The organism is Stenotrophomonas sp. PS02298, from assembly GCF_029959445.1.
Taxonomy (GTDB): Bacteria; Pseudomonadota; Gammaproteobacteria; order Xanthomonadales; family Xanthomonadaceae; genus Stenotrophomonas.
In genome coordinates this window covers 24033-43530 of record NZ_JASCOR010000010.1, presented here as the reverse complement: position 1 = coordinate 43530, position 19498 = coordinate 24033, and the positions used below count along the sequence as shown (strand labels likewise).

General features: G+C 62.9%; 17 protein-coding genes. 15 read left to right on the top strand and 2 right to left on the bottom strand.

Annotated elements, in window-relative coordinates; translation table 11 throughout:
- Positions 1-93: 93 nt before the first annotated feature.
- Complete coding sequence (gene arsB, locus QMX78_RS03150) at positions 94-1146, bottom strand: ACR3 family arsenite efflux transporter (RefSeq protein ID WP_282266454.1); 1053 nt, start codon at positions 1144-1146, stop codon at positions 94-96.
- On the bottom strand, positions 1146-1460 hold the full coding sequence (locus QMX78_RS03145; RefSeq protein ID WP_282266465.1) for a metalloregulator ArsR/SmtB family transcription factor: 315 nt from the start codon (positions 1458-1460) through the stop codon (positions 1146-1148). The genes arsB and QMX78_RS03145 overlap by 1 nt, the downstream gene beginning before the upstream one ends.
- Positions 1461-1497: 37 nt before the next feature.
- Here QMX78_RS03145 and arsH point away from each other — a divergent pair, with 37 nt between their 5' ends.
- The 15 genes from arsH to QMX78_RS03070 all read left to right on the top strand — a co-directional run bounded on the left by arsH (position 1498) and on the right by QMX78_RS03070 (position 19498).
- The gene (gene arsH / locus QMX78_RS03140) at positions 1498-2244 is read left to right on the top strand and encodes an arsenical resistance protein ArsH (protein ID WP_282266452.1); all 747 of its coding nucleotides are present in this window, start codon (positions 1498-1500) and stop codon (positions 2242-2244) included.
- Positions 2241-2663, top strand: a complete 423-nt coding sequence (gene arsC / locus QMX78_RS03135) for an arsenate reductase (glutaredoxin) (RefSeq protein WP_282266449.1) — start codon at positions 2241-2243, stop codon at positions 2661-2663. Before arsH ends, arsC begins: the two co-directional genes overlap by 4 nt.
- Positions 2664-2699: 36 nt before the next feature.
- Entirely contained in the window at positions 2700-3128 is a 429-nt protein-coding gene (arsN2, locus tag QMX78_RS03130; RefSeq protein WP_282266447.1) for an arsenic resistance N-acetyltransferase ArsN2, read from the top strand.
- Positions 3129-3133: 5 nt separating this feature from the next.
- Positions 3134-3352 (top strand): hypothetical protein, encoded by a 219-nt coding sequence (locus QMX78_RS03125; RefSeq protein ID WP_282266446.1) that lies wholly within the window; start codon positions 3134-3136, stop codon positions 3350-3352.
- Positions 3353-3946: 594 nt separating this feature from the next.
- On the top strand, positions 3947-5134 hold the full coding sequence (wecB, locus tag QMX78_RS03120; RefSeq protein WP_282266444.1) for a UDP-N-acetylglucosamine 2-epimerase (non-hydrolyzing): 1188 nt from the start codon (positions 3947-3949) through the stop codon (positions 5132-5134).
- Between the two features lie 59 nt (positions 5135-5193).
- Entirely contained in the window at positions 5194-7347 is a 2154-nt protein-coding gene (locus QMX78_RS03115; protein WP_282266443.1) for a cellulose biosynthesis cyclic di-GMP-binding regulatory protein BcsB, read from the top strand.
- Positions 7348-7353: 6 nt separating this feature from the next.
- A complete protein-coding gene (locus tag QMX78_RS03110) occupies positions 7354-9498 on the top strand; it encodes a glycosyl transferase family protein (RefSeq protein ID WP_282266442.1) in 2145 nt (714 codons plus the stop codon).
- A gap of 2 nt (positions 9499-9500) precedes the next feature.
- Positions 9501-12200 (top strand): hypothetical protein, encoded by a 2700-nt coding sequence (locus QMX78_RS03105; protein WP_282266440.1) that lies wholly within the window; start codon positions 9501-9503, stop codon positions 12198-12200.
- A gap of 29 nt (positions 12201-12229) precedes the next feature.
- On the top strand, positions 12230-13210 hold the full coding sequence (locus QMX78_RS03100; protein ID WP_282266438.1) for a twin-arginine translocation pathway signal: 981 nt from the start codon (positions 12230-12232) through the stop codon (positions 13208-13210).
- A gap of 4 nt (positions 13211-13214) precedes the next feature.
- Complete coding sequence (locus QMX78_RS03095; RefSeq protein ID WP_282266436.1) at positions 13215-14339, top strand: cell division protein FtsQ; 1125 nt, start codon at positions 13215-13217, stop codon at positions 14337-14339.
- A gap of 13 nt (positions 14340-14352) precedes the next feature.
- Complete coding sequence (locus tag QMX78_RS03090) at positions 14353-15933, top strand: MBOAT family O-acyltransferase (RefSeq protein ID WP_282266434.1); 1581 nt, start codon at positions 14353-14355, stop codon at positions 15931-15933.
- A gap of 15 nt (positions 15934-15948) precedes the next feature.
- Positions 15949-16182 carry a phosphopantetheine-binding protein gene (locus QMX78_RS03085; protein WP_282266432.1) on the top strand — a complete coding sequence of 78 codons (234 nt, stop codon included), beginning with the start codon at positions 15949-15951 and terminating at the stop codon, positions 16180-16182.
- Between the two features lie 23 nt (positions 16183-16205).
- Positions 16206-17678 carry an AMP-binding protein gene (locus QMX78_RS03080; protein WP_282266430.1) on the top strand — a complete coding sequence of 491 codons (1473 nt, stop codon included), beginning with the start codon at positions 16206-16208 and terminating at the stop codon, positions 17676-17678.
- On the top strand, positions 17675-18361 hold the full coding sequence (locus QMX78_RS03075) for an alginate O-acetyltransferase AlgF (protein ID WP_282266428.1): 687 nt from the start codon (positions 17675-17677) through the stop codon (positions 18359-18361). Before QMX78_RS03080 ends, QMX78_RS03075 begins: the two co-directional genes overlap by 4 nt.
- 3 nt (positions 18362-18364) lie before the next feature.
- Entirely contained in the window at positions 18365-19498 is a 1134-nt protein-coding gene (locus QMX78_RS03070) for an acyl-CoA dehydrogenase family protein (protein ID WP_282266427.1), read from the top strand.

Below are 19498 nucleotides of genomic sequence, written 5' to 3'. Positions count from 1 at the left end.
ACTCGACTAGGCCCACCGTCGGCTTACGTTTCGCGACGACTGCTCCTGGCAGGCAGCGGACGCGCGCACTGCGCGAGTCTCCTTGGGAGTTTTTTACGCAAAATAGCGTTGCTTCAGTCGGAGCGCGACATTCACCAGGATGATCAGCACCGGTACTTCGATCAAAGGGCCAATGACGGCGGCGAATGCGACGGGTGAGCCAATACCGAATGCAGCTACCGCCACAGCGATCGCAAGCTCGAAGTTGTTGCCAGCAGCTGTGAACGCGATTGCAGTGGTGCGCGGATAGTCTTTGGCGATCAACTTGCCCATGAGGAAGCTCACGGTGAACTGGACCACGAAATAGATCGCCAGCGGAACAGCGATTCGCAAAACATCCCATGGGAGTTTGACCACATCGCCCCCCTTCATGGCGAACATCACCGTGATCGTGAACAACAGGGCGACCAGGGTTATTGGGCCAATGGCAGGCAGGAATGTCTGCTCATACCAATGAAGCCCCTTCGATTTGGTCAACGCCCGGCGTACCAGATACCCGGCAGCGAACGGGATGCCCAGGTAGATCAGGACGGCCTCAGCAACTGGCCAGAATCCAACATTGAGTACGACTCCCTGCAACCCCAACGCAGGCGGCAACCAGGAGAGAAAGAACCAGGCATAGACGCTGAACAGCGCGATCTGGAACAGTGAATTGAATGCGACCAGTCCGGCGACGTATTGGTTGTCACCTTTTGCCAGCTGGTTCCAGACCAGCACCATCGCGATGCAACGGGCCAGGCCGATGAGAATGAGACCGGTCATGTAACCCGGTTGGTCGCGCAGAAAGATGACCGCCAAGGCGAACATCAGCGCCGGGCCTATCACCCAATTCTGGACCAGGGATAGCGTCAGCACACGCCTGTCCTTGAACACAACGCCTAATTGCCCGTAATCCACTTTGGCGAGCGGCGGGAACATCATCAGGATCAGGCCGATGGCGATTGGCAAATTGGTGGTGCCGACGCTCAGTGCGTCTATTCGGTGCTGCAGGCCTGGGAAGGCGACGCCCAGGCTCACGCCGACCACCATTGCCAGGAATATCCAGACAGTCAGGAAGCGATCAGGGAGTGACAGGCGCTCGCCAGGCGCCTGTGCTTTATCGTTCATCAGCACCGCGGCGGAGTGCCACAGGTTTTGTCGCCCGCGCAGCAGTTCTCTGTCAGGTAGTCGACCAGGCTGGTCATCACGTCGAAATTGGCGCGATAGCAAACGGTGCGGCCACGCTGCTCGGAAGTGACCAAGCCAGCGCCGGCCAGCTCCTTCAAGTGGAAGGATAGGGTGGCGCCGGGAAGTGTCAGCGCCTGGGCGATCTCGCCGGCCAACTTGCCATCGCGACCTGCCTCTACCAACAGGCGGTAGATCGACAGCCTCGTTCCATGACCAAGAGCGGCCAGAGCTAGTGTTGCGGACTTATGTTCCATAAAACTAGAATAATGGAAATGATTACCTGGGGCAACCATGCTCGACCTTCCAAATATCCACCCCGCCTCCCTGCAGCAGCCCATCAGTTCCGACCTGGAGATCGTCAGCGTCAGCAAGCACCGGCTGCGCATCCTGATCCTCTACGGCTCGCTCCGTCCCCAGTCCTATAGCCGCAAGCTGGCCTTGGAGGCACAGCGCCTGCTGCAACAATTTGGTGCAGAGACCCGGTTGTTCGATCCCCATGACCTGCCGATGCTGGACGCGGTGCCGGCCGATCACCCCAAGGTGCGCGAACTGCGCGAGGCCTCTCTATGGTCCGAAGGACAGGTCTGGATCAGCCCGGAACGGCACGGGACATTGACCGCCGTCCTGAAGAACCAGATCGACTGGCTGCCGCTGGAGGAGGCCGGCATTCGCCCCACCCAAGGCCGCACGCTCGCGGTGATGCAGATCAGCGGCGGTTCGCAATCCTTCAATGTGGTGAACGCGTTGCGGGTGCTGGGGCGTTGGATGCGCATGATCACCATCCCCAACCAGTCGTCGGTACCGAAGGCCTGGCAGGAGTTTGATGAACAGGGACGGATGAAGCCATCGGCGTACTACGACCGGGTCGTCGATGTGATGGAGGAACTGGTGAAGTTCACGCTGCTGGTCAGGGATCGCAGTGACTATTTGGTTGATCGCTACAGTGAGCGCAAGGGTGACGCAGCGGCAGCGGCAGCGGCTCTTGCGGCGGCCTCCGGCGCCAACTCTCCTCAAGCGGCCGCAGGAGCCCGAGCATGAAGGCAACCATCTACCACAACCCCAGCTGCGGAACCTCCAGGAACGTGCTGGCTTTGATCAGGCATGCGGGCATCGAGCCAGTGATCGTCGACTATCTGACCGATACGCCGTCCAGGGCGCGATTGGCTGAGCTCATCGGCAAGGCTGGATTGACCGTTAGAGAAGCAATCCGGCAGAAAGGAACGCCCTACATTGAACTCGGCCTGGACGATGCGGACCTTGCCGACGATCAGTTGATCGACGCGATGCTGGCGCATCCTATCCTGATCAACAGACCGTTCGTGGAAACTGACCTGGGAGTGCGACTTGCTCGCCCGTCAGAGGTGGTCCTTGCAATCCTGCCGGCGGTAGTTGGTCCCTTCGTGAAGGAAGACGGCGAGCTGGTCATCGGTGAGCATGGGAACAGTCCCGCATCTTGATCTTCACTGATACGCGCAGCCGTTGCAGAGCAGACGATGAAAACTTTCAAGACAATTTCCGTGAACGTTGCTGTCTTGTCCTTGCTGAAGGACGCCGCGCTGCCCGTAACCGACCTTGAGGACAGTGTGCGTAGGGTTTTCGGTGGTCTCTACGAAGAAGATGAACTCATCGGTGTAGTGGGTGTAGAGCTGCATCCACCGGCAGGCTTGCTACGTTCCTTGGCGGTCGCGCAGGGCCATCGAGGACTTGGCTACGGCTCGGTGCTGGTGCGCCATGCAGAACAGCTAGCGACCAATGCTGGCATCACCGAGCTGTTTTTAATGACGACCACGGCAGTTGCCTTGTTCGAGCGCTGCGGCTACAGATGTCTGCCCCGGGCGGCAGCGCCGGAATCAATCCGCACGTCTCAGCAGTTCGCTGGCTTATGTCCTGGAACTGCGGAATTCATGATGAAGCACTTATAGCGTCGATGTCTCCTTATTGCCAGAAGCAGCCTTTCGTAGCAGGCACTCAGGGCGATTCATGGAGCAGCTTCGACCTGGAAGAGCTGCTACGCCTGGCCCGCATCGGGGTCTGCGACAAGCTGCTGAAGCTGATCTTTGCTATGAATCCCGACTTTCTTGAAAAGAAAAATCATGTCCTCGATCGCCGAAGGACTCAGAACAAAGTCAGGCTCATCTCTGGATGATGGGTCGATAACTCCGGTTTCTACTTGATTCCAAAGGCGTCGAGCGGCTCTTCTCGTACTGCAATAGCCGAAGTGGTTGCACGCCATCTCTCTAATACGTGCTGCAAGCAGTTCCTGGTAGTTCAACACTGCTGAGCATTCTTGAAAGTGGCGTGCAAGCCGTATTGCAGTGCCCTTGTGTCCCATCTCAATCGCAATCTTGAGCAGTTCCTCCGGCGTTGGTGTGCCTGACGCATGTCGATAGGCGAGACGTGTCGGAAGATGGGAGCTTGCGGGACCACATGTTGGCAGCTGCAAGAGCGAGTGCCTGGACTGAGTGAATCCGAGGAGCAGCCTTGCCGTCGCGCGATGGCGCAGTTGCTGGCTTGGCCAGTGCTTTTGTTTTCAGTGCGCTCCCCGCGATGACTTGCGCATGTATCGAACGTTTGGCTGGAGCGCCACCGTTTTGCTACGAAGATTCAGGTTTCGTTCTGTTTGTCACTCTCGCTCTTACGATAATGTGATGAGTGTCCCGTTTTTAACATTTCAGGGGTACAGCGCATATATGATGCAGCGGCGAACAAATCGGTACGCGTAGCCTCTGGGGGAGGGGTCTTGAGAATTCTGTCTGTTTTCGGCACTCGCCCTGAGGCGATCAAGATGGGGCCATTGGTGGGGGCTTTGGCGAAAGCACCCGGTATAGAGTCGATCGTGGCTACCACTGGTCAGCATCGTGCGATGTTGGATCAGGTGCTGGGGTTGTTCCAGATCACGCCGGATCATGATCTCGATGTCATGGTTGGCAATCAGACCTTGAACGGGCTGTGTGCACGCCTGTTCGAGCGTCTGGATGAACTCTATGCACGTGTCGAGCCTGATCTGGTGCTGGTGCACGGTGATACAACCACGGCCATGAGTGCGGCGATGGCCGCATTCCACCGTCGCATCCGTATCGGTCATGTCGAAGCGGGTTTGCGCACTGGAAACCTGCAACAGCCGTGGCCGGAAGAGCTCAATCGCCGCGTCGTTGATCTGGTCAGTGACCACCTGTTTGCGCCGACGCCTGAAGCGGCACGGAACCTTGCAGGCGAGCGGCCGTCTGGGCAGCTCATCGTGACCGGCAACACCGTGATAGATGCCTTGAAGCAGACCGTGGAACGCATTGAGCGCGATGCCGGGCTGCGTGGTGCGATCGACGCTGGGTTGCCGTTGCGCGAGGGCCGGCGCCTGCTTCTGGTCACCGGACACCGTCGCGAGAGTTTTGGCAATGGTTTTGCCGAGATCTGCGCGGCGTTGGCTGCATTGGCACGCGAGCCGGGATTGGACATCATCTACCCGGTGCACCTCAATCCGAATGTGCAGGGGCCGGTGCATGCGCAGTTGGCGGGGCTGGAAAATGTCCATCTGCTGCCGCCGCAGGATTACCTCAGTTTCGTAAGGCTGATGCAGCTTGCCGATGTGGTGCTGACCGATTCCGGTGGTGTCCAGGAAGAGGCGCCTGCACTGGGGCGACCGGTGCTGGTCATGCGCGATGTCACCGAGCGCCCGGAGGCGGTAGCGGCGGGTGCGGTAACGCTCGTCGGAACCTCCGCCATACGCATCATCGATGGTGTTCGCCAGGCGCTCGCTGCGCCGGCAAAACCCGCCATGTTCAATCCGCTTGCCAGCCCCTACGGCGATGGCAATGCGAGTGATCGCATCGTAGCGGCGCTGTTGGGGGCGTCGTATTCCGAGTTCATGCCACAGCTGTCGTTGCGGGCAGCGCGGGCGAACGCACCACATCTTATCGAGCACGCCGAATGAGCAATCACGCATACCGAGCTGGAAACTTGAGTACGTCGCTATCGTTGGTGGCGCTTTCCATGGCCGTTTCGCTGCAGGCCTTTGCCGCCGATTCGGTCAGTGGTCAGTTCCGCGAATGGGGCGCAAATACAGTTGTTTCACGCAGTATGACGCTGCGCGACCTCGGTTTTACCGAGCCGGTCAGCCTGCGCGGGCAGGACAACCAGCGCGAGCTCTACCTGCCAGTGCCGGCGGGTGTCGCCACCCGCAATGCGCAGTTGCAGTTGGATGCGCGCTATCTGCGTGGCCATCCGGGCCGTACCTCGAACCTGTTGAGCATCGACGATGATGCCGTGGCCGCGCGCACCATCACCGACGCACAGGGCGACCTGAGCCAGTTGATCGGCATCGATGGTTTCCCGCGCGCAAGCGGTTTCGTGCGTTTCGGCATCGGTTGGTGGTCGGTGGTCTCGGATTACCAGTGCACGGACCAGAGCGCCCCCGCCAATGTGCTGCGGATTGGCCCGGATACACGCTTCAGCTATGAATTTGATCGGCGTGCGATTGATACCGTTGCCAAGGCCTGGACCGCGTTGCCGCGGCAGGTACGTTTGCTGGTGGATGGCCGTCAGCTGGATGCGGGCAGTTACGACACGGCGTGGCGGGTGGGCGCCGTGCTGGAAGCAGCTGGCAAGCGGGTAACGGTGCAGGCATTGCCGAAGGTCGGCGACACGGTGGACACCAGCGGCTTGCAGATCCCCGCGAGCCTGGCGTCGGTTCCGGCCTATGCGGCGCTGTCGTCGGCAAGCGCGCAGCACCGTATTGCCAACGAAGCGGAAATCGGCGCGTTGCTGTCATTGGGCAAGGACGGTGTGCTGCCGATGGATGTGGCGGTTGCCGGCCCGGGGCTGCAGGGTGCGGTCAAGCGCGCATTGGATGCGCTGGGCAGCCAGGTGGCTGCGACGGATGCTGATGGTGCAGCCGCGTTCAATGCGTGGCGCAAGGACAGCATGGCGACGCTGGAAGCCACCCTGCCGGGCAACGGTGTGGTCGCCGGCGTGGTCGCCGGTCAGCCAGTGCTGATGGTCGGTACCGGTGCCGCGGCCGAAGTGGCGGGGCTGTTCAGCGCGCAGTGGCGCGCCTATGCACTGGGCCAGAACCTGCAGGTTGCCAAGGCACAGCAGCTGATGACCGACAAGGGCGTGGTGTTGCTGGACCGCCTGGGTGCGTTCTCCGGCACCCAGGACATCATCGCGCGCAGTGATCGCACCGCCAATGCCGATCTTGGCCTGTTGTCGGGCGAGGGTCGCTTGCCGAAGGAAGTGGTCATTGACGTATCGGCCGCGCCCAACGCGAGTGGCGAAGGCGCAGTAGCGTCGATCTTCTTCAATGATTACCTGCTGGGCGCCAGGGTGTTGAACGCCGACGGCAAGCCGCAGCGTATCCGCGCAAATGTGCCGCTCTACGCAATCACGGCACGCAACCAGGTGCGTGTTTCCTTCCTGCGGCAGCCGGCGCGCCCGTACTGCCACGACCCGGCGACGGCGTATCCGGTGACGGTGCTGCCCAGCAGCCATATCGTGCTGGCCGAGCGTGGTACCGCACCGGATTTCGTCGGTGCGGCTGCTCATCTTTCCGGCCCGCACAAGGTGCTGGTGCCGGCTGCGTGGTTGCAGAATGCGCCTGCAACGCTGCAGACCGTCATCCGCGTCAGCGCTGCGGTGGGGGCATCGGCGGAACGCGCGACGTTGGAAGTGGTGAAGGACAAGAATGCTCCTGCCCAGAGCCAGTCGTATCTCGCGTTCAACGTGCCGCCGCAGGGCAGCACGAGCGCGGCCTCGGTCGAGGGCGGTCAGCTGCGCATCACCAGCAAGGATCAGGAAACGGTGCTGGACTTGGCGGGCCTGGATCGTGCAGCGCTGGTGGAAGTGACCGGTGATGGCGCCAACACCGGCGTCGTCTACCGTGAGCTGGGCAACGGCATTGCAAGCATCGCCGAACCGTTCCGGTTGGTACGGGGCTCGGTGGCGCTGCTGGATGGTCGCGGGCTTGTACAGGATTTTGATCGCGAGGATCCCGAAGGACTGCGTATTGCCGTGGATGGCAATCCGCAGCCGGTTTGGCAGCGGCACATGGTGCTGTTGCTGGTACTGGTGGGAGTGATCGTGTTGATGCTGCTGGCTGCACGCATTGCGCAGATCCGCCGCCGTCGCAAGACCGACGGTGCGCACTGACCGGTCATGAGCGCCGTTCTCTGGAACATTCATCTGGCCAACTACCACGCAGCCCTTGAAACGGCTGCGGTGGTACTGGCTGTGCTGATCCTGCTGTCGAGCCTGGACGACCTGTTCATCGACGTCTGGTACTGGACGCGGCATCTATGGCGCAGGCTGACGGTACTGAAGCGTTCCTCCTACCGGCCGCTGTCGGTCGATGCCCTGATGGAGCGGCCGCAGCAGCCCATCGCGATCATGGTGCCAGCCTGGGCCGAGTACGACGTCATCGCCCAGATGGTGGCGAACATGATCGACGTGCTCGATTACCAGGAGTACGTGATTTTCGTCGGTACCTATCCCAACGACACGCAGACCATTGCCGAAGTGGAGCGTATGCGCCGACGTTACCGCCGGCTGCAGCGGGTGGAGGTGCCACACCCCGGGCCAACCAACAAGGCCGACTGCCTGAACTGGCTGGTGCTGTCGATCTTCGAGTACGAAAAGCGCAATGACATCGAGTTTGCTGGCGTGGTGTTGCACGACAGCGAGGACGTGCTGCATCCGTGGGAGCTGCGTTTCTACAACTACCTGCTGCCGCGGAAGGACATGATCCAGCTGCCGGTGACGTCACTGGACCGGGAATGGTACGAGCTGGTCGCCGGCACCTACATGGACGAGTTCGCCGAGTGGCATGCCAAGGACCTGGTGGTGCGTGAAAGCCTGTCCGGCACCGTTCCGTCGGCGGGCGTCGGTACCTGCTTCTCGCGCCGCGCCTTGCTGGCGCTGAGCGAGGAAACAAACAACCAGCCCTTCAATACCGACAGCCTCACCGAGGACTATGACATTGGTGCCCGCCTTGGGCGGATGGGCATGCACTCGATCTTTGCCCGCTTTCCGGTGGAATTCCGTGTGCGGCGCCCGTCGTCATGGTTTGGTTGGGGCGGTGCACGCGAGCGCACGGTGAAAATGGCGTTGTGCGTGCGCGAGTATTTTCCCGACAACTTCCGCGCTGCGTACCGGCAGAAGGCGCGCTGGGTGCTGGGCATCGGAATGCAGAGTTGGGAGACGCTTGGCTGGGGTGGCAGCCTGGCCAACCGTTACCTGTTGCTGCGTGATCGCAAGGGCATCATCACTTCGTTCGTCAGCATTTTGGCCTACATATTGTTCGCGCAGTTGCTGCTGTTCTGGTTGTTGAAGGTGACTGGCGTGTGGACGATTGAATTTCCCACGGTGTTCCAGGCCGGTTCCTGGCCGATGCGCATCGCTTTGTTCACCACTGCCGCGTTGGGCATGCGTGTGCTGCAGCGCATGTATTTCGTCAATCGCCTGTATGGCTGGGAACATGCGTTGATGTCGGTGCCGCGGATGATCGTGGGCAACGTCATCAACTGCGCGGCCACGGCGCGTGCCTGGCGTCTGTTTGCTGGTTACCTGCTGCTCGGCAGGCAGTTGGTCTGGGACAAGACCATGCATGACTTTCCCAGCAACTCCCAGTTGGTACAGACGCGCCGACGTCTGGGCGAGCTGTTGGGCGTATGGCAGGCGGTGGAGCCTGCACGCCTGCAGCAGGCGCTTGATGAGCAACAGCACGGACGACAGCAGCCCTTGGGTCGAATCCTGGTGTCGCAGGGTTGGTTGGACGATGAAACGTTGGCCGAAGCGATTTCCTTCCAGGAAGAGCTGCCGCGCGCCAGCATCGACGTGGACTACCTGAAGCAAGGCTATTTCCCGCTTTCGGTGGATGCGTGCGTGCAGTGGCGGGTACTGCCGTTGCCCAGTGCCAGCGCGGATGTACTGCGCCTGGCTGTTGCCAGCGCGCTGCCCGAGGCGACGCTGCAGGTACTGGCCCAGCACGCCAAGGTGGAGCAGGTCGAGCAGTTTATTGCCCGCGAAAGCGAGATCAATGCCGGCCTTCGTTTGATCTGCGGCGCGGACTATCGGATCAATGCCGTGCCCCTGCTGGGCGACCTGCTGGTGGAAATGAAACTTATCTCGCGCGAGCACTTCCAGGCTGCCCTGGACGAGTACCGGCCGCATCGCGACGGCCGCATCGGTGACTACCTTGTGCGTCGTGGTGTTGCCAGTGAGCAGGCCATCGCTACCGCCGTGGAAGAACAACAACGACGTGCCGATGGAGCGCGTCTGCACCCGGATGTGTTCCTGGCATGAGCATGAAGTTGCTGAAACCCCTCGTTGCTTTCGTCCTTGCCGGTGCCAGCGTGACGGCGCTGGCGCAGGAATTGCCGTTGTCGGGCGCTGCGTATCGTGTGGCTGAGCAGGCGTATGCGGCGTATGCCCGCGGTGACTATGCGGAAGCCGCGAGGCAGGCCCGCGAAGCGGTGCGTTTGCGCCCGGATGTGCAGCGTCTGCACGACCTGCTGGCGCAGTCGCAGGCCCGCGCTTCAGGCCGTGGCGCCACCAATGCCCCACGCACGCCGGGCCGTGCCACAGCGGCAGGCACGCCACGCCAGGCTGCCCGCCGACAGGCGGCTGCCGCAGCGCCGGTGACGCAGACGCCGTTCGAGAAGGGCTATCCCCTGGCCACCGAGGCCTACGCCAGCTACTACCGAGGTGAGATGGCGCTGGCCGAGCAGCAGGCCGAACAGGCCTTCCGGATCGATCCGACCCAGGGCACCTGGGCCATGTTGTGGGTGGATTCGCTGGAAGCCCAGGGCAAGCCGGATACCGCCTTGCAGGCGTTGCAGACCGCAGTGGACCTGGGGGCGCAGAACATCACTGACCTGGAGGCGCGAAAACTGCGCATCAAGCGTGCGCAGGCGGTGGCGCCGGCGCAGGCAGGTTACGCGGCCATGATGGCGTTTCGTCCTGCCGATGCCGTGGCACCAGCCCGCGAAGCGGTGGCATTGGCGCCGGAGTCGGCAAGTCATCGGTTGCTGCTGATCAGCGCATTGATGCTCGACGATCAGCTGGAGGACGCCGTGCAGGCCGCCACGGACGCACTGGTGCAGGACAGTGAAGACATCAATGCACTGGTGTTGCGTGGTTACCTGCTGCAACGGCTGGGGCGTGATGCCGGTGCCAATGCCGACTTCGACCGCGCACTCGCACAGGATTGGCTGGATGAGCAGCAGCTGCACAACATCCGGCTGCTGGCGGTGGATGCAGCCTTGGCCGCCGGCGACGCTGAGCGTGCCGGGGTATTGCTGGGTCCAATGGATGCCAACGACGAGGCGGTGATCAGCCGCCGTACCGCCTCGCGCAAGCGCTCCTTGGCGCGGGAATTGGATGCAACCCATTTCCCCGCGCCACTGCAGGCCTGTCGTGACACGCCTTATGGCACGCAATGCGAGATGCGGCCGGCGGACCAGACCCTGGATACACCGGCGGCCCGCGCCTATGCAGCCTATGGCCGCCAGCAATGGGCTGAGGCCATCACCCAGGCACAGGCGGCCGTGCAGGCGGCCCCGGATGATCCGGCCATGCAGCGACTGCTGACTTCGACGCTGGCAGCGGGCAATGCCGGCCAGCGGGCGCAGGCCGTACAACGATTGAATACAGGCCTGCAGAAGGAGCCAGACAACGTCGACATGCTGATGCAGCGCGCCAACCTGCACCAGCGTGCGGGGGAGGCCGAGCTTGGTCTGGCTGATCTGGAAGCGGCAGCGGCCACGGGCAAGGCACCGCCAACGATCGAGCTCGACCAGGCGTATGCGCGCATTGGCATGGGTGAGCGCGGGCAGGCATCACAGCAGATCCGGAAATCGCTGGAACGCTCCGAGCGCGGTGAACTGGCACTGACGCCAGAGCAACGGCGCTATGCGCGCAGTTCGTTGACCGAACTGGAACGACGCTGGGGCATCACCGCCAGTGTCGGCTGGCGCGGTGCGCGGCAGACCACGGCCACGCTGGGCGGGGCGGCGCTGAGCACGCCCGGCGATGCGGCCTTCAGCTCGGTTGAAGCCTATTGGCGGCCGATCGCCTACCAACCCAACGTTGAGCTCTACGCGCGGCTCACCAATGTGTTGTACGACGGCGGCGGCAAATACGAAGCCTTGCGCAACATCGACCCCTGTACCGGCGAGGATATCGGCGGGCTTGATGACACCCGGAATGGCATGACCACGCGCACCGCGACCGGTTGGCCCAGCAGCATCGCAGCGCTGGGTGCACGCTTCCGGGTGCCGGACACCGGGCTGGGGTTCGGTATCGAGCGACGCCAGTTCATTGGCTCCGCCAACCGCCATGGTGGGCTCTACGCGCAGACAGCAGCCGAGCAATGCCGTCTATCCGCAACCGTGGGCAGCGGAGAGGCCGTGCAGGGGCGTTACCAACTTGACGATGCCGCCGGTGGCTGGATGACCTATGTGTCCTATGGCTGGTACCACGGTGCTGCCAGCAGTCCGGATGACCGCAGCTGGCCGAGCATGCAGCTGTACGCGCAGGGTGGTTATGCGTGGAGCAACAACGATGCGGACTTCCGCGTGGGCCGCGTGGACTTCAACGGCACGCACGTGCAGGAAGTACGTTCCAGCGGCCAGCTCAAGCGCAGCCAGCTGTTTGCCTCCAGCGAGTTCCGCTTTGGCTGGAGCTATCGCCCGCGTACGGCCAGCGACAACTGGACCATTAATCCTTTTGCGGTGGTGGGGGCTGACTGGTACCGGCAGCGTGATCGGGCAGAAGGCGTGGTCTATCCGGACGGATCACGGCAGAGCTTCCGGCTGGCTGCCGAAGATGGCGACCTGGCGCTCGGCGCTGGTGTCGGCATTGGAGTGCGTCGACTGTTCCGCGAGGACCGCCTGCATGGGCCGCGTTCGTCGTTTGATGCCAGCGTGCAATACCGCTTCGCGCTCAATGGTGACCAGGCAGAACGGAACCGCGGCCTCTTCATCAACATGACGTTGTCTTACTGAGCATGACGATTGGATTGGGAAACATGGGCATGAAGAAAGCAGGATGGATGAGGCGTACCGCCGCTGCGATGGCGCTGGTTGCAGCAACGCTGGCTGCACCGCTGCAGGCGCAGCAATCGGACGTGGTTATCGTCGGCAAGGAAGGTTGGCTGTTCCCGGCATGGGGCAGCTTGAGTGAGGTGGATGAGGCTGCAGTGCAGTCCTCGACCGCGCTCATTGCCGAAGCCAAGCAGGCGTTGGCGGCAGGTGGCGTGCAGCTGGAAGTGCTCGTACTGCCGGACAAGGTCACGTTCTATGAAGATCGGCTGCCCGAGGGCAGGGTGATCAGTGATTCAGTGACCAGGCGCTACGAAACCATCCGCAACGCATTGCAGGCGGCCGGCGTGGATACGCTGGATGCGCGCAAGGTTTTGGCCGATACCCGCGCCAGCGGCAAGGATGTGTTCTACCGCAGCGATCAGCACTGGACCCAGCCGGCGGCCGACGCCATCGCCGACGCCATCGCCGCGCGCATCAAGCAGAAAGTGCCGAACCTGGCCGGTACGCCAGGCACCGGCATGCCGTTGGGCAGTGAAACCCGTGAGCGCCGCTATGGCGACCTGGCCGAACTGTTCCTGGACCCCGCGCAACGCGCGGCAATTGGCCGCGACACCTTCGTGGTACGACGTGCAGCCGAGGGCCAGTCGTTGCTGGACGACGACAAGGCACCGGTGCATGTCACCGGTCATAGCATGGTACAGGCGTACTTTGGTTTTCCGCAGAAGCTGTCCAACGACATCGACCGTCCGGTAACGGTGAACTGGAAATCCGGCAATGTCGGGCCGTGGGTGGTGTTGCTGGAATATCTGGAATCGGCCGAGTTCCGAGACAATCCGCCGCAGGTATTGGTGTGGCAGATGTTCGAGCCGGTATACGGATTTGGCCCGGCTGCGCAGGGGCAGTGGGACAACGCCTCGATCATGACTGCCGCGCAGTGGCAGGCACGACTGCACAAGGCGCTGGGGCGTTGATTCGATGAGTACTCGTCCTGGCGCGCCGGCGCCATTGCCGGCCGCAGCCCCGCCGCGTGCGCACCGTGCCACGTCCTGGGTGGTGTTCGTGCTGCTGCTTGGTGGTTTCTGTGCCGGCGCCTGGATGTTGGCCAAGGCGCAGTTGCCGGCGGACAAACTTGCACCGTCGCAGTGGACGGATGGCGCGGCGGGCAAGGTCATCAACGACGCGTTGAAACTGCCGATGCAAGGCAGCGCCGATACCTGGAATGCAGCCTTGCGCTATCGCCTGCTGGGCGACACCGGGGCGCAGGTAGCAATGGGCTGCCCAGGCTGGTTGTTCTATCGCGACGGCTTGCGTCCGCAGCCGGGTGTGGGCAACGAGGTGCTCGAGCAGCGGATCAGGTTGATGCGGCACTGGTCGCAGCAATTGCAGGCGCAAGGCGTGCAGCTGCTGGTGGCGGTGGTGCCGGATAAATCGCGGGTCGAGCAGGCGCATGGCTGTGGCCTGCGCCACTGGGCACCGATGCGTGAGCGTTATGGCCGCTGGCAGCAGGCGCTGCAGGCCGCTGGAACTGGCGGCGTGGATCTGCTGCCGGCGTTGCAGACCGGCGATGCGCCGGTGTTTTTTGCAACCGACGTGCACATGAATCGCACGGGCGCACAACGCGCTGCCGATGCGGTCGCCGCGCAGGCCCTGCCGCTGCTTGGTGGGCAGGGCACGCAGGCGTTCGAGGTGGGGCCGCTGGGTGCGCCGCAGCCGCGCATGGGCGACCTGATCGTGCTGGCTGGCCTGGAACACGCACCGCCGGCATGGCGACCGGCGCTGGATATGGAGCCGGAACAGGTGATCGCGCCGCTGCGTGGTGGTGGACTGCTGGACGACACCCCGCCGGTGGAGGTGCTGCTGCTGGGCAGTTCCAATGGTCGCCGCAGCCTGTTTGCCGAGCGTCTCGGCAAGGCCTTGGGTCGCGAAGTATGGAACCAGAGCCTGGATGGCGGCCAGTTTTCCGGGGCGCTGCTGGCCGCATGGCCGCAGCGGGCACAATGGCCTCCGAGCCTGAAACTGGTGATCTGGGAATTTTCCGAGATGGCGCTGTCTTTGCCGTTGACCGACGGCGAGCAGGCGGCATTGGCCGATATCGACTGAGCGCCTGACGACGATGCTGTTCAACTCTTTCCTGTTCCTGCTGATTTTCCTGCCCATCGCGCTCGGCGTGCACTACCTGCTGGGCGCGTTGCGGCCTCGGTTGGCGGCGCTGTGGCTGTGCGTGGCCTCGCTGTTGTTCTATGGCTGGTGGAACCCCCAGTTCGTGGTGCTGTTGTCGGCCTCGATCTTGTTCAACTACCTGGTCAGCCTGGCTATCCTGGGTCTGGCCAAACGTCCGCGCATGCAGACGCTGGTGACTGGCCTGGGCATCGCGGCGGACCTGTTGCTGCTGGTGCACTACAAGTACGCTGCAGCGATGGTGACTTTCGTCCATGACCTGGGTTTTGCGGTCGGGCCAATGGATGCGCTGATCCTGCCGCTCGGCATTTCCTTCTTCACCTTCACCCAGATCGGTTACCTGCTTGATTGCCGAAGTGGCGTGGTCAATGACCGCAGCCCACTGAGCTACGTGCTGTTCGTGACGTTCTTCCCGCATCTGATTGCCGGCCCGATCCTTCACCACAAGGAGATGATGCCGCAGTTCAGCAAGCCGGAAAACTACCGTTTCAACGCCGACAACCTGTCGGTGGGCGGCATGCTGTTCGTGATCGGTCTGGCCAAGAAAGTTCTTTTGGCCGACAGCATCGCACCGTATGCCGACGCGGGGTTCGCGGGTACCGGTGAGCTGCAGTTCTGGGGTGCCTGGGCCACGGCAATCAGCTACGCCTTGCAGCTGTACTTCGATTTCTCAGGCTACTCGGACATGGCACTGGGCCTGGCGCGGATGTTCGGAATCCGCTTCCCGCTGAATTTCAACTCGCCGTACAAGGCCACCAGCATCATTGATTTCTGGGCGCGCTGGCATATCACCCTGACCCGTTACATCACCGCCTATCTGTACTATCCGGTGGCGATGGCGGTGACGCGTTGGCGCAGTCGCCATGGCCTTCCCGGTGGCCCTGCTGCCGTGGCAACCGCCGGAGGCTTTGCCTCGTTGATCGTATTGCCCACCGTGTTTGCGATGGGACTGGCGGGTATCTGGCATGGCGCTGGCCTGCAGTTCCTGATCTTCGGCCTGCTGCATGCAGGCTATCTGGCCATCAATCACGCCTGGCGCATCTTCCGTGGCGGACCCATGGCCGCGGCGCGGCGCAAAAGCAATTGGTTGCAGCACGTGGGTTACCTGATGTTGACCTTCGCTGCAGTGCTGGTGGCGCAGGCGTTCTTCCGTGCCGATGGCGTGGCACAGGCGTGGCAGCTGGTGCAGGGCATGGCCGGCGTACGTGGCTGGGAGAGCATGGAGAGCCTGGGCTACCTCGCCGGCATGGGCGTGGCCGATGGATGGCGCCTGCTGGCGGGCCACCATGTGCAGTTGCTGTACGTTGCGGTGTTGTTGGCTATCGTGTGGCTGGCACCCAACGCGCACCAGATCATGGGCGTGTACTCGCCAGCGCTGGCCAAGCCTGATCCGGCGCCGCGCACGTGGATGCGTTGGCAACCCAATTTCCAATGGTTGCTGGTGATGTTGTGCCTGCTCGCGCTGTGCCTGCTCAACCTGCACAAAGAAAGCCGTTTCCTTTATTTCCAGTTCTAGGCAAGGAGTAAAACGATGGACATGCAAGCACTGCAGGCCCAATTGATCGACACCGTGGAGGCCGTCATCGGCGTACGCGTGCAGCCCGACGAGTACATGGAGTCGCTGTTCGACTCGATGTCCAAGGTGCAGTTGATGGTGGAAGTGAAGGACCGCCTCGGCGTGACATTGCCGGTCGATGAGATCGATACGCTGGTCGAATCGGTGCAGGTGCTGGCTGACTACGTGGCCTCGCGCCGCAACGCCTGATCACTGGACCGGGAGCGGCAGCCATGCGTTTTGATTTCGAGCATTGCCGGTTCGCTGAATGTGACGTGGCCGCTGCCGCGCCGGCGCTGTACAGCAGTGACGGGGTGATGGATTGGGGCAGCCTGCAAGCTGCTACCGATGCCTGGATGGCGCGTGCGCAGGCCGCCGGTGTCAGCGCGGGGCATGCGCTGGTGATCAGCGGGCACAAGCAGGCGGCCTTTGTGGTGGCCATGCTGGGTTGCCTGCGCCTGGGCGTGACCTACGTGCCGGTGGATACCATCAACCCGGAGGCGCGCCTGCACAAGATCACCCGGCTGGTACATGCGCAGGCGGTGTATGACGCTGGTGCCGATGTATTTCTGCCCGGCGCGGCGCAGCCAAAGCCGCTGGCCGAGCGCGATCTGGCTTACATCATGTTCACCTCCGGCAGCACCGGCGACCCCAAGGGTGTGCAGATCGGGCGCGACAGCGTGGCGCTGTTCACCGGTTGGATCCGTGATTGCCTCGGGTTGGGGCCAGCTCCGGCTTTCATGAACCAGATGCTTTTCAGCTTTGATTTCTCGCTGTTCGACCTGTGCGGCGCGCTCGGCCTGGGTGGTAGCTGCGTATTGTGTCCGCGTGAGGTCATTGCCGACAGCAACCAGTTCATCGATCACCTGCGGAATGCACAGGTGGCGGTGTGGGCGTCCACGCCGTCGTTCGTACGCCAGCAGATGCTCAACCCACAGTTCAATGCCGAGCACCTGCCAGCGCTGAGCATGTTCGTGTTCGGTGCGGAATCGCTCACGCCTCGCGTTGCCGAGGAGCTGTGGGCTCGGTTCCCGCAGGTGCGGATCATCAATTCCTACGGGCCGACCGAGGCGACCTGTTCCACCACCTGGGTGGAGATCGACGCGGCATTGCGCGCAGCTGCGCCCAATCCATTTCCGATCGGCGTGGCCAAGCCATACGCGGAAGTGTTCATCGACGATGGTGAAATCTGCATGGCCGGGGACCATGTGATGCGGGGTTACCTGGAGCGCCCGGACCTGGATGCAGAGGTGCTGTTCGAGCATCACGGCAAGCGCGCCTACCGCAGCGGTGACCTCGGCGACGTGGACGCACAGGGACGGGTGTATTTCCGCGGTCGCAAGGATGACCAGATCAAGCTCAATGGTTATCGCATTGAACTTGCCGAAGTGGATGCGGTGCTGTCCACCTTGCCGGGCGTCATTGCTGGCGCCACCGTGGCGATGCGCCGTCCCGACGGCACGCTGGTGCGGATGGTGGGGTTCGTCGAACTGGCAACGCCGGGGGAGGGAGCGCTGCAGGCGTTGCCACCGGCGTTGCAGGATTGGAAGGCGCAGCTCGCCGAGCGGGTGCCGCCCTACATGATTCCGTCCGAACTACTGGCGGTGGACAGCTTTCCTTCGACGGTCAGCAACAAGGTTGACCGCAAACAATTGGAGCAGCGCTACGCATTGGCGCGTACGCTGCGCACGCAGGAGCCAAAATGATCACGTCCACCAAATGGATGCTTGCCGCAGCGTTGTCGTTGTCGCCGATGTTTGCCAGTGCACAACATGCAACCGGAGAAGGCCGCTTGGCGCAGTTGTACGCCGCGCGTCCGCCGGCCGGGTCGGCCTTCGTGCGTGTGGTCAATCCCGGCACTGCCACGCTGACGGTGGCAACGGGCAGCGGCGCCGCACAGCAGGTGGGTCCGGCCAGACGTGCCACGCGCTATGCCATCGTTGAAGGTGGCAAGCCGTTCACCGTGCGCGTAGCGGGCCAGGCGCGCACGCAGCCTGCGGTGGCGGCCGGGAGCTTCACCACGCTGGTGCTGGATCCCGCCGGAGTAGCCCGGCCGCTCCAGGTGATCGCCGATGGCGGTGGCAGTACCGATGCACTGAAAGCGGAGATCCGTTTCTACAACCTTGCCGGTAGCTGCCCGCAGGCCAAGCTGGCAATGGTCGACAACGGCCCGGTGGTGTTCAATGCAGTGCCGGCAGGCAACGGCGTTGCCCGCGCCATCAACCCGGTCAAAGCACGCTTGGTCGCTGGTTGCGGCGCAAAGGACAGCGCGGCGTTTGAGTTGCCGGCTCTGCAGCCGGGGGATCGCTACAGCCTTTTCCTGACCGGCAACGCCGGCGCGCCGGTATTGCAGGGGCAACCCGGCAGTACCGATGCAGCAGGGCGCTGAACCATGCCCGCGCGCAGCATCTTTGGTGAAGACCACGCGTTGTTTCGCGAGCAGGTCAGGCGCTTCATCGCCGAACAGATCCTGCCGAACTACGCGCGTTGGGAACAGGACGGCATCACCCCGCGTGCGTTGTGGCGCGCGGCCGGCGACGCGGGCCTGCTCAACTGCCAGTTGCCTGAACCCTATGGCATGGGCGGTGACGTTGGCCACGCCGCCTGCGTGATCGAGGAACTGGCACGTGCCAATTGCCTGGGGATCGGTTTCTCCATCCATTCGGACATGGTGGCGCCGTATCTGCTGCAGTACGGCAGCCAACAGCTGCGTGACACCTGGTTGCCGGCCATGAGCCGCGGCACCGCCATCGGCGCCATCGCAATGACCGAGCCCGGCGCCGGCAGTGATCTCAAGGCGATCCGCAGCCGTGCTGAGTTGCGCGGAGACCACTACCTGCTCAATGGGCAAAAGACCTTCATCACCAATGGCGTCAATGCCGATGTGGTGGTGGTGGCTGCCACGGTTGCGCCGGAGCTGGGGGCGCGCGGGCTGACATTGTTCTGCGTGGACATGCGTCTGCCTGGTGTCAGCAAGGGCCCACCGATGGCCAAGATCGGGCAGCACGCGCAGGACACCGCCGAGCTGTTTTTCCAGGATGTGCAGGTGCCGCTGGACTGCCTGCTCGGCGAGGAGCAACGCGGCTTTGAGTACATGGGCGAGCAACTGGCCGGCGAACGCCTGGCCATTGCCCTGCGCGCGGCGGCCTCGGCCGAAGGCATGCTCGATGAAACGCTGGCATACGCGCGTCAACGCAAGGTGTTTGGTCGCCTGCTTGTTGATCACCAGAACACCCGCTTCGTCCTGGCTGATGCGGCGTCACAACTGGCCATGCTGCGCAGCTTCCTGGATCACTGCCTTGGCCTGCAGATGCAAGGCGTGCTGGATGCCAACACGGCGGCCATGGCCAAGCTCAACGCAACCGAAATACAGGGCCGCGTGCTGGATGCATTGCTGCAGCTGCACGGAGGCTACGGTTACAGCAGCGAGTACGGCATCGGCCGGGCCTGGGCAGATGCGCGTGCGCTGCGCATCTTCGGCGGCAGCAGCGAGATCCTGCGCGAAATCATCGGTCGTGCGCTGTAG

What these genes read in the sequence shown, in the direction of transcription:
- arsB (WP_282266454.1), bottom strand. Translation starts at nt 1,146, where the DNA reads ATGAACGATAAAGCACAGGCGCCTGGCGAGCGCCTGTCACTCCCTGAT.
- QMX78_RS03145 (WP_282266465.1), bottom strand. Translation starts at nt 1,460, where the DNA reads ATGGAACATAAGTCCGCAACACTAGCTCTGGCCGCTCTTGGTCATGGA.
- arsH (WP_282266452.1), top strand. Translation starts at nt 1,498, where the DNA reads ATGCTCGACCTTCCAAATATCCACCCCGCCTCCCTGCAGCAGCCCATC.
- arsC (WP_282266449.1), top strand. Translation starts at nt 2,241, where the DNA reads ATGAAGGCAACCATCTACCACAACCCCAGCTGCGGAACCTCCAGGAAC.
- arsN2 (WP_282266447.1), top strand. Translation starts at nt 2,700, where the DNA reads ATGAAAACTTTCAAGACAATTTCCGTGAACGTTGCTGTCTTGTCCTTG.
- QMX78_RS03125 (WP_282266446.1), top strand. Translation starts at nt 3,134, where the DNA reads ATGTCTCCTTATTGCCAGAAGCAGCCTTTCGTAGCAGGCACTCAGGGC.
- QMX78_RS03115 (WP_282266443.1), top strand. Translation starts at nt 5,194, where the DNA reads ATGGCCGTTTCGCTGCAGGCCTTTGCCGCCGATTCGGTCAGTGGTCAG.
- QMX78_RS03110 (WP_282266442.1), top strand. Translation starts at nt 7,354, where the DNA reads ATGAGCGCCGTTCTCTGGAACATTCATCTGGCCAACTACCACGCAGCC.
- QMX78_RS03105 (WP_282266440.1), top strand. Translation starts at nt 9,501, where the DNA reads ATGAAGTTGCTGAAACCCCTCGTTGCTTTCGTCCTTGCCGGTGCCAGC.
- QMX78_RS03100 (WP_282266438.1), top strand. Translation starts at nt 12,230, where the DNA reads ATGAAGAAAGCAGGATGGATGAGGCGTACCGCCGCTGCGATGGCGCTG.
- QMX78_RS03095 (WP_282266436.1), top strand. Translation starts at nt 13,215, where the DNA reads ATGAGTACTCGTCCTGGCGCGCCGGCGCCATTGCCGGCCGCAGCCCCG.
- QMX78_RS03090 (WP_282266434.1), top strand. Translation starts at nt 14,353, where the DNA reads ATGCTGTTCAACTCTTTCCTGTTCCTGCTGATTTTCCTGCCCATCGCG.
- QMX78_RS03085 (WP_282266432.1), top strand. Translation starts at nt 15,949, where the DNA reads ATGGACATGCAAGCACTGCAGGCCCAATTGATCGACACCGTGGAGGCC.
- QMX78_RS03080 (WP_282266430.1), top strand. Translation starts at nt 16,206, where the DNA reads ATGCGTTTTGATTTCGAGCATTGCCGGTTCGCTGAATGTGACGTGGCC.
- QMX78_RS03075 (WP_282266428.1), top strand. Translation starts at nt 17,675, where the DNA reads ATGATCACGTCCACCAAATGGATGCTTGCCGCAGCGTTGTCGTTGTCG.
- QMX78_RS03070 (WP_282266427.1), top strand. Translation starts at nt 18,365, where the DNA reads ATGCCCGCGCGCAGCATCTTTGGTGAAGACCACGCGTTGTTTCGCGAG.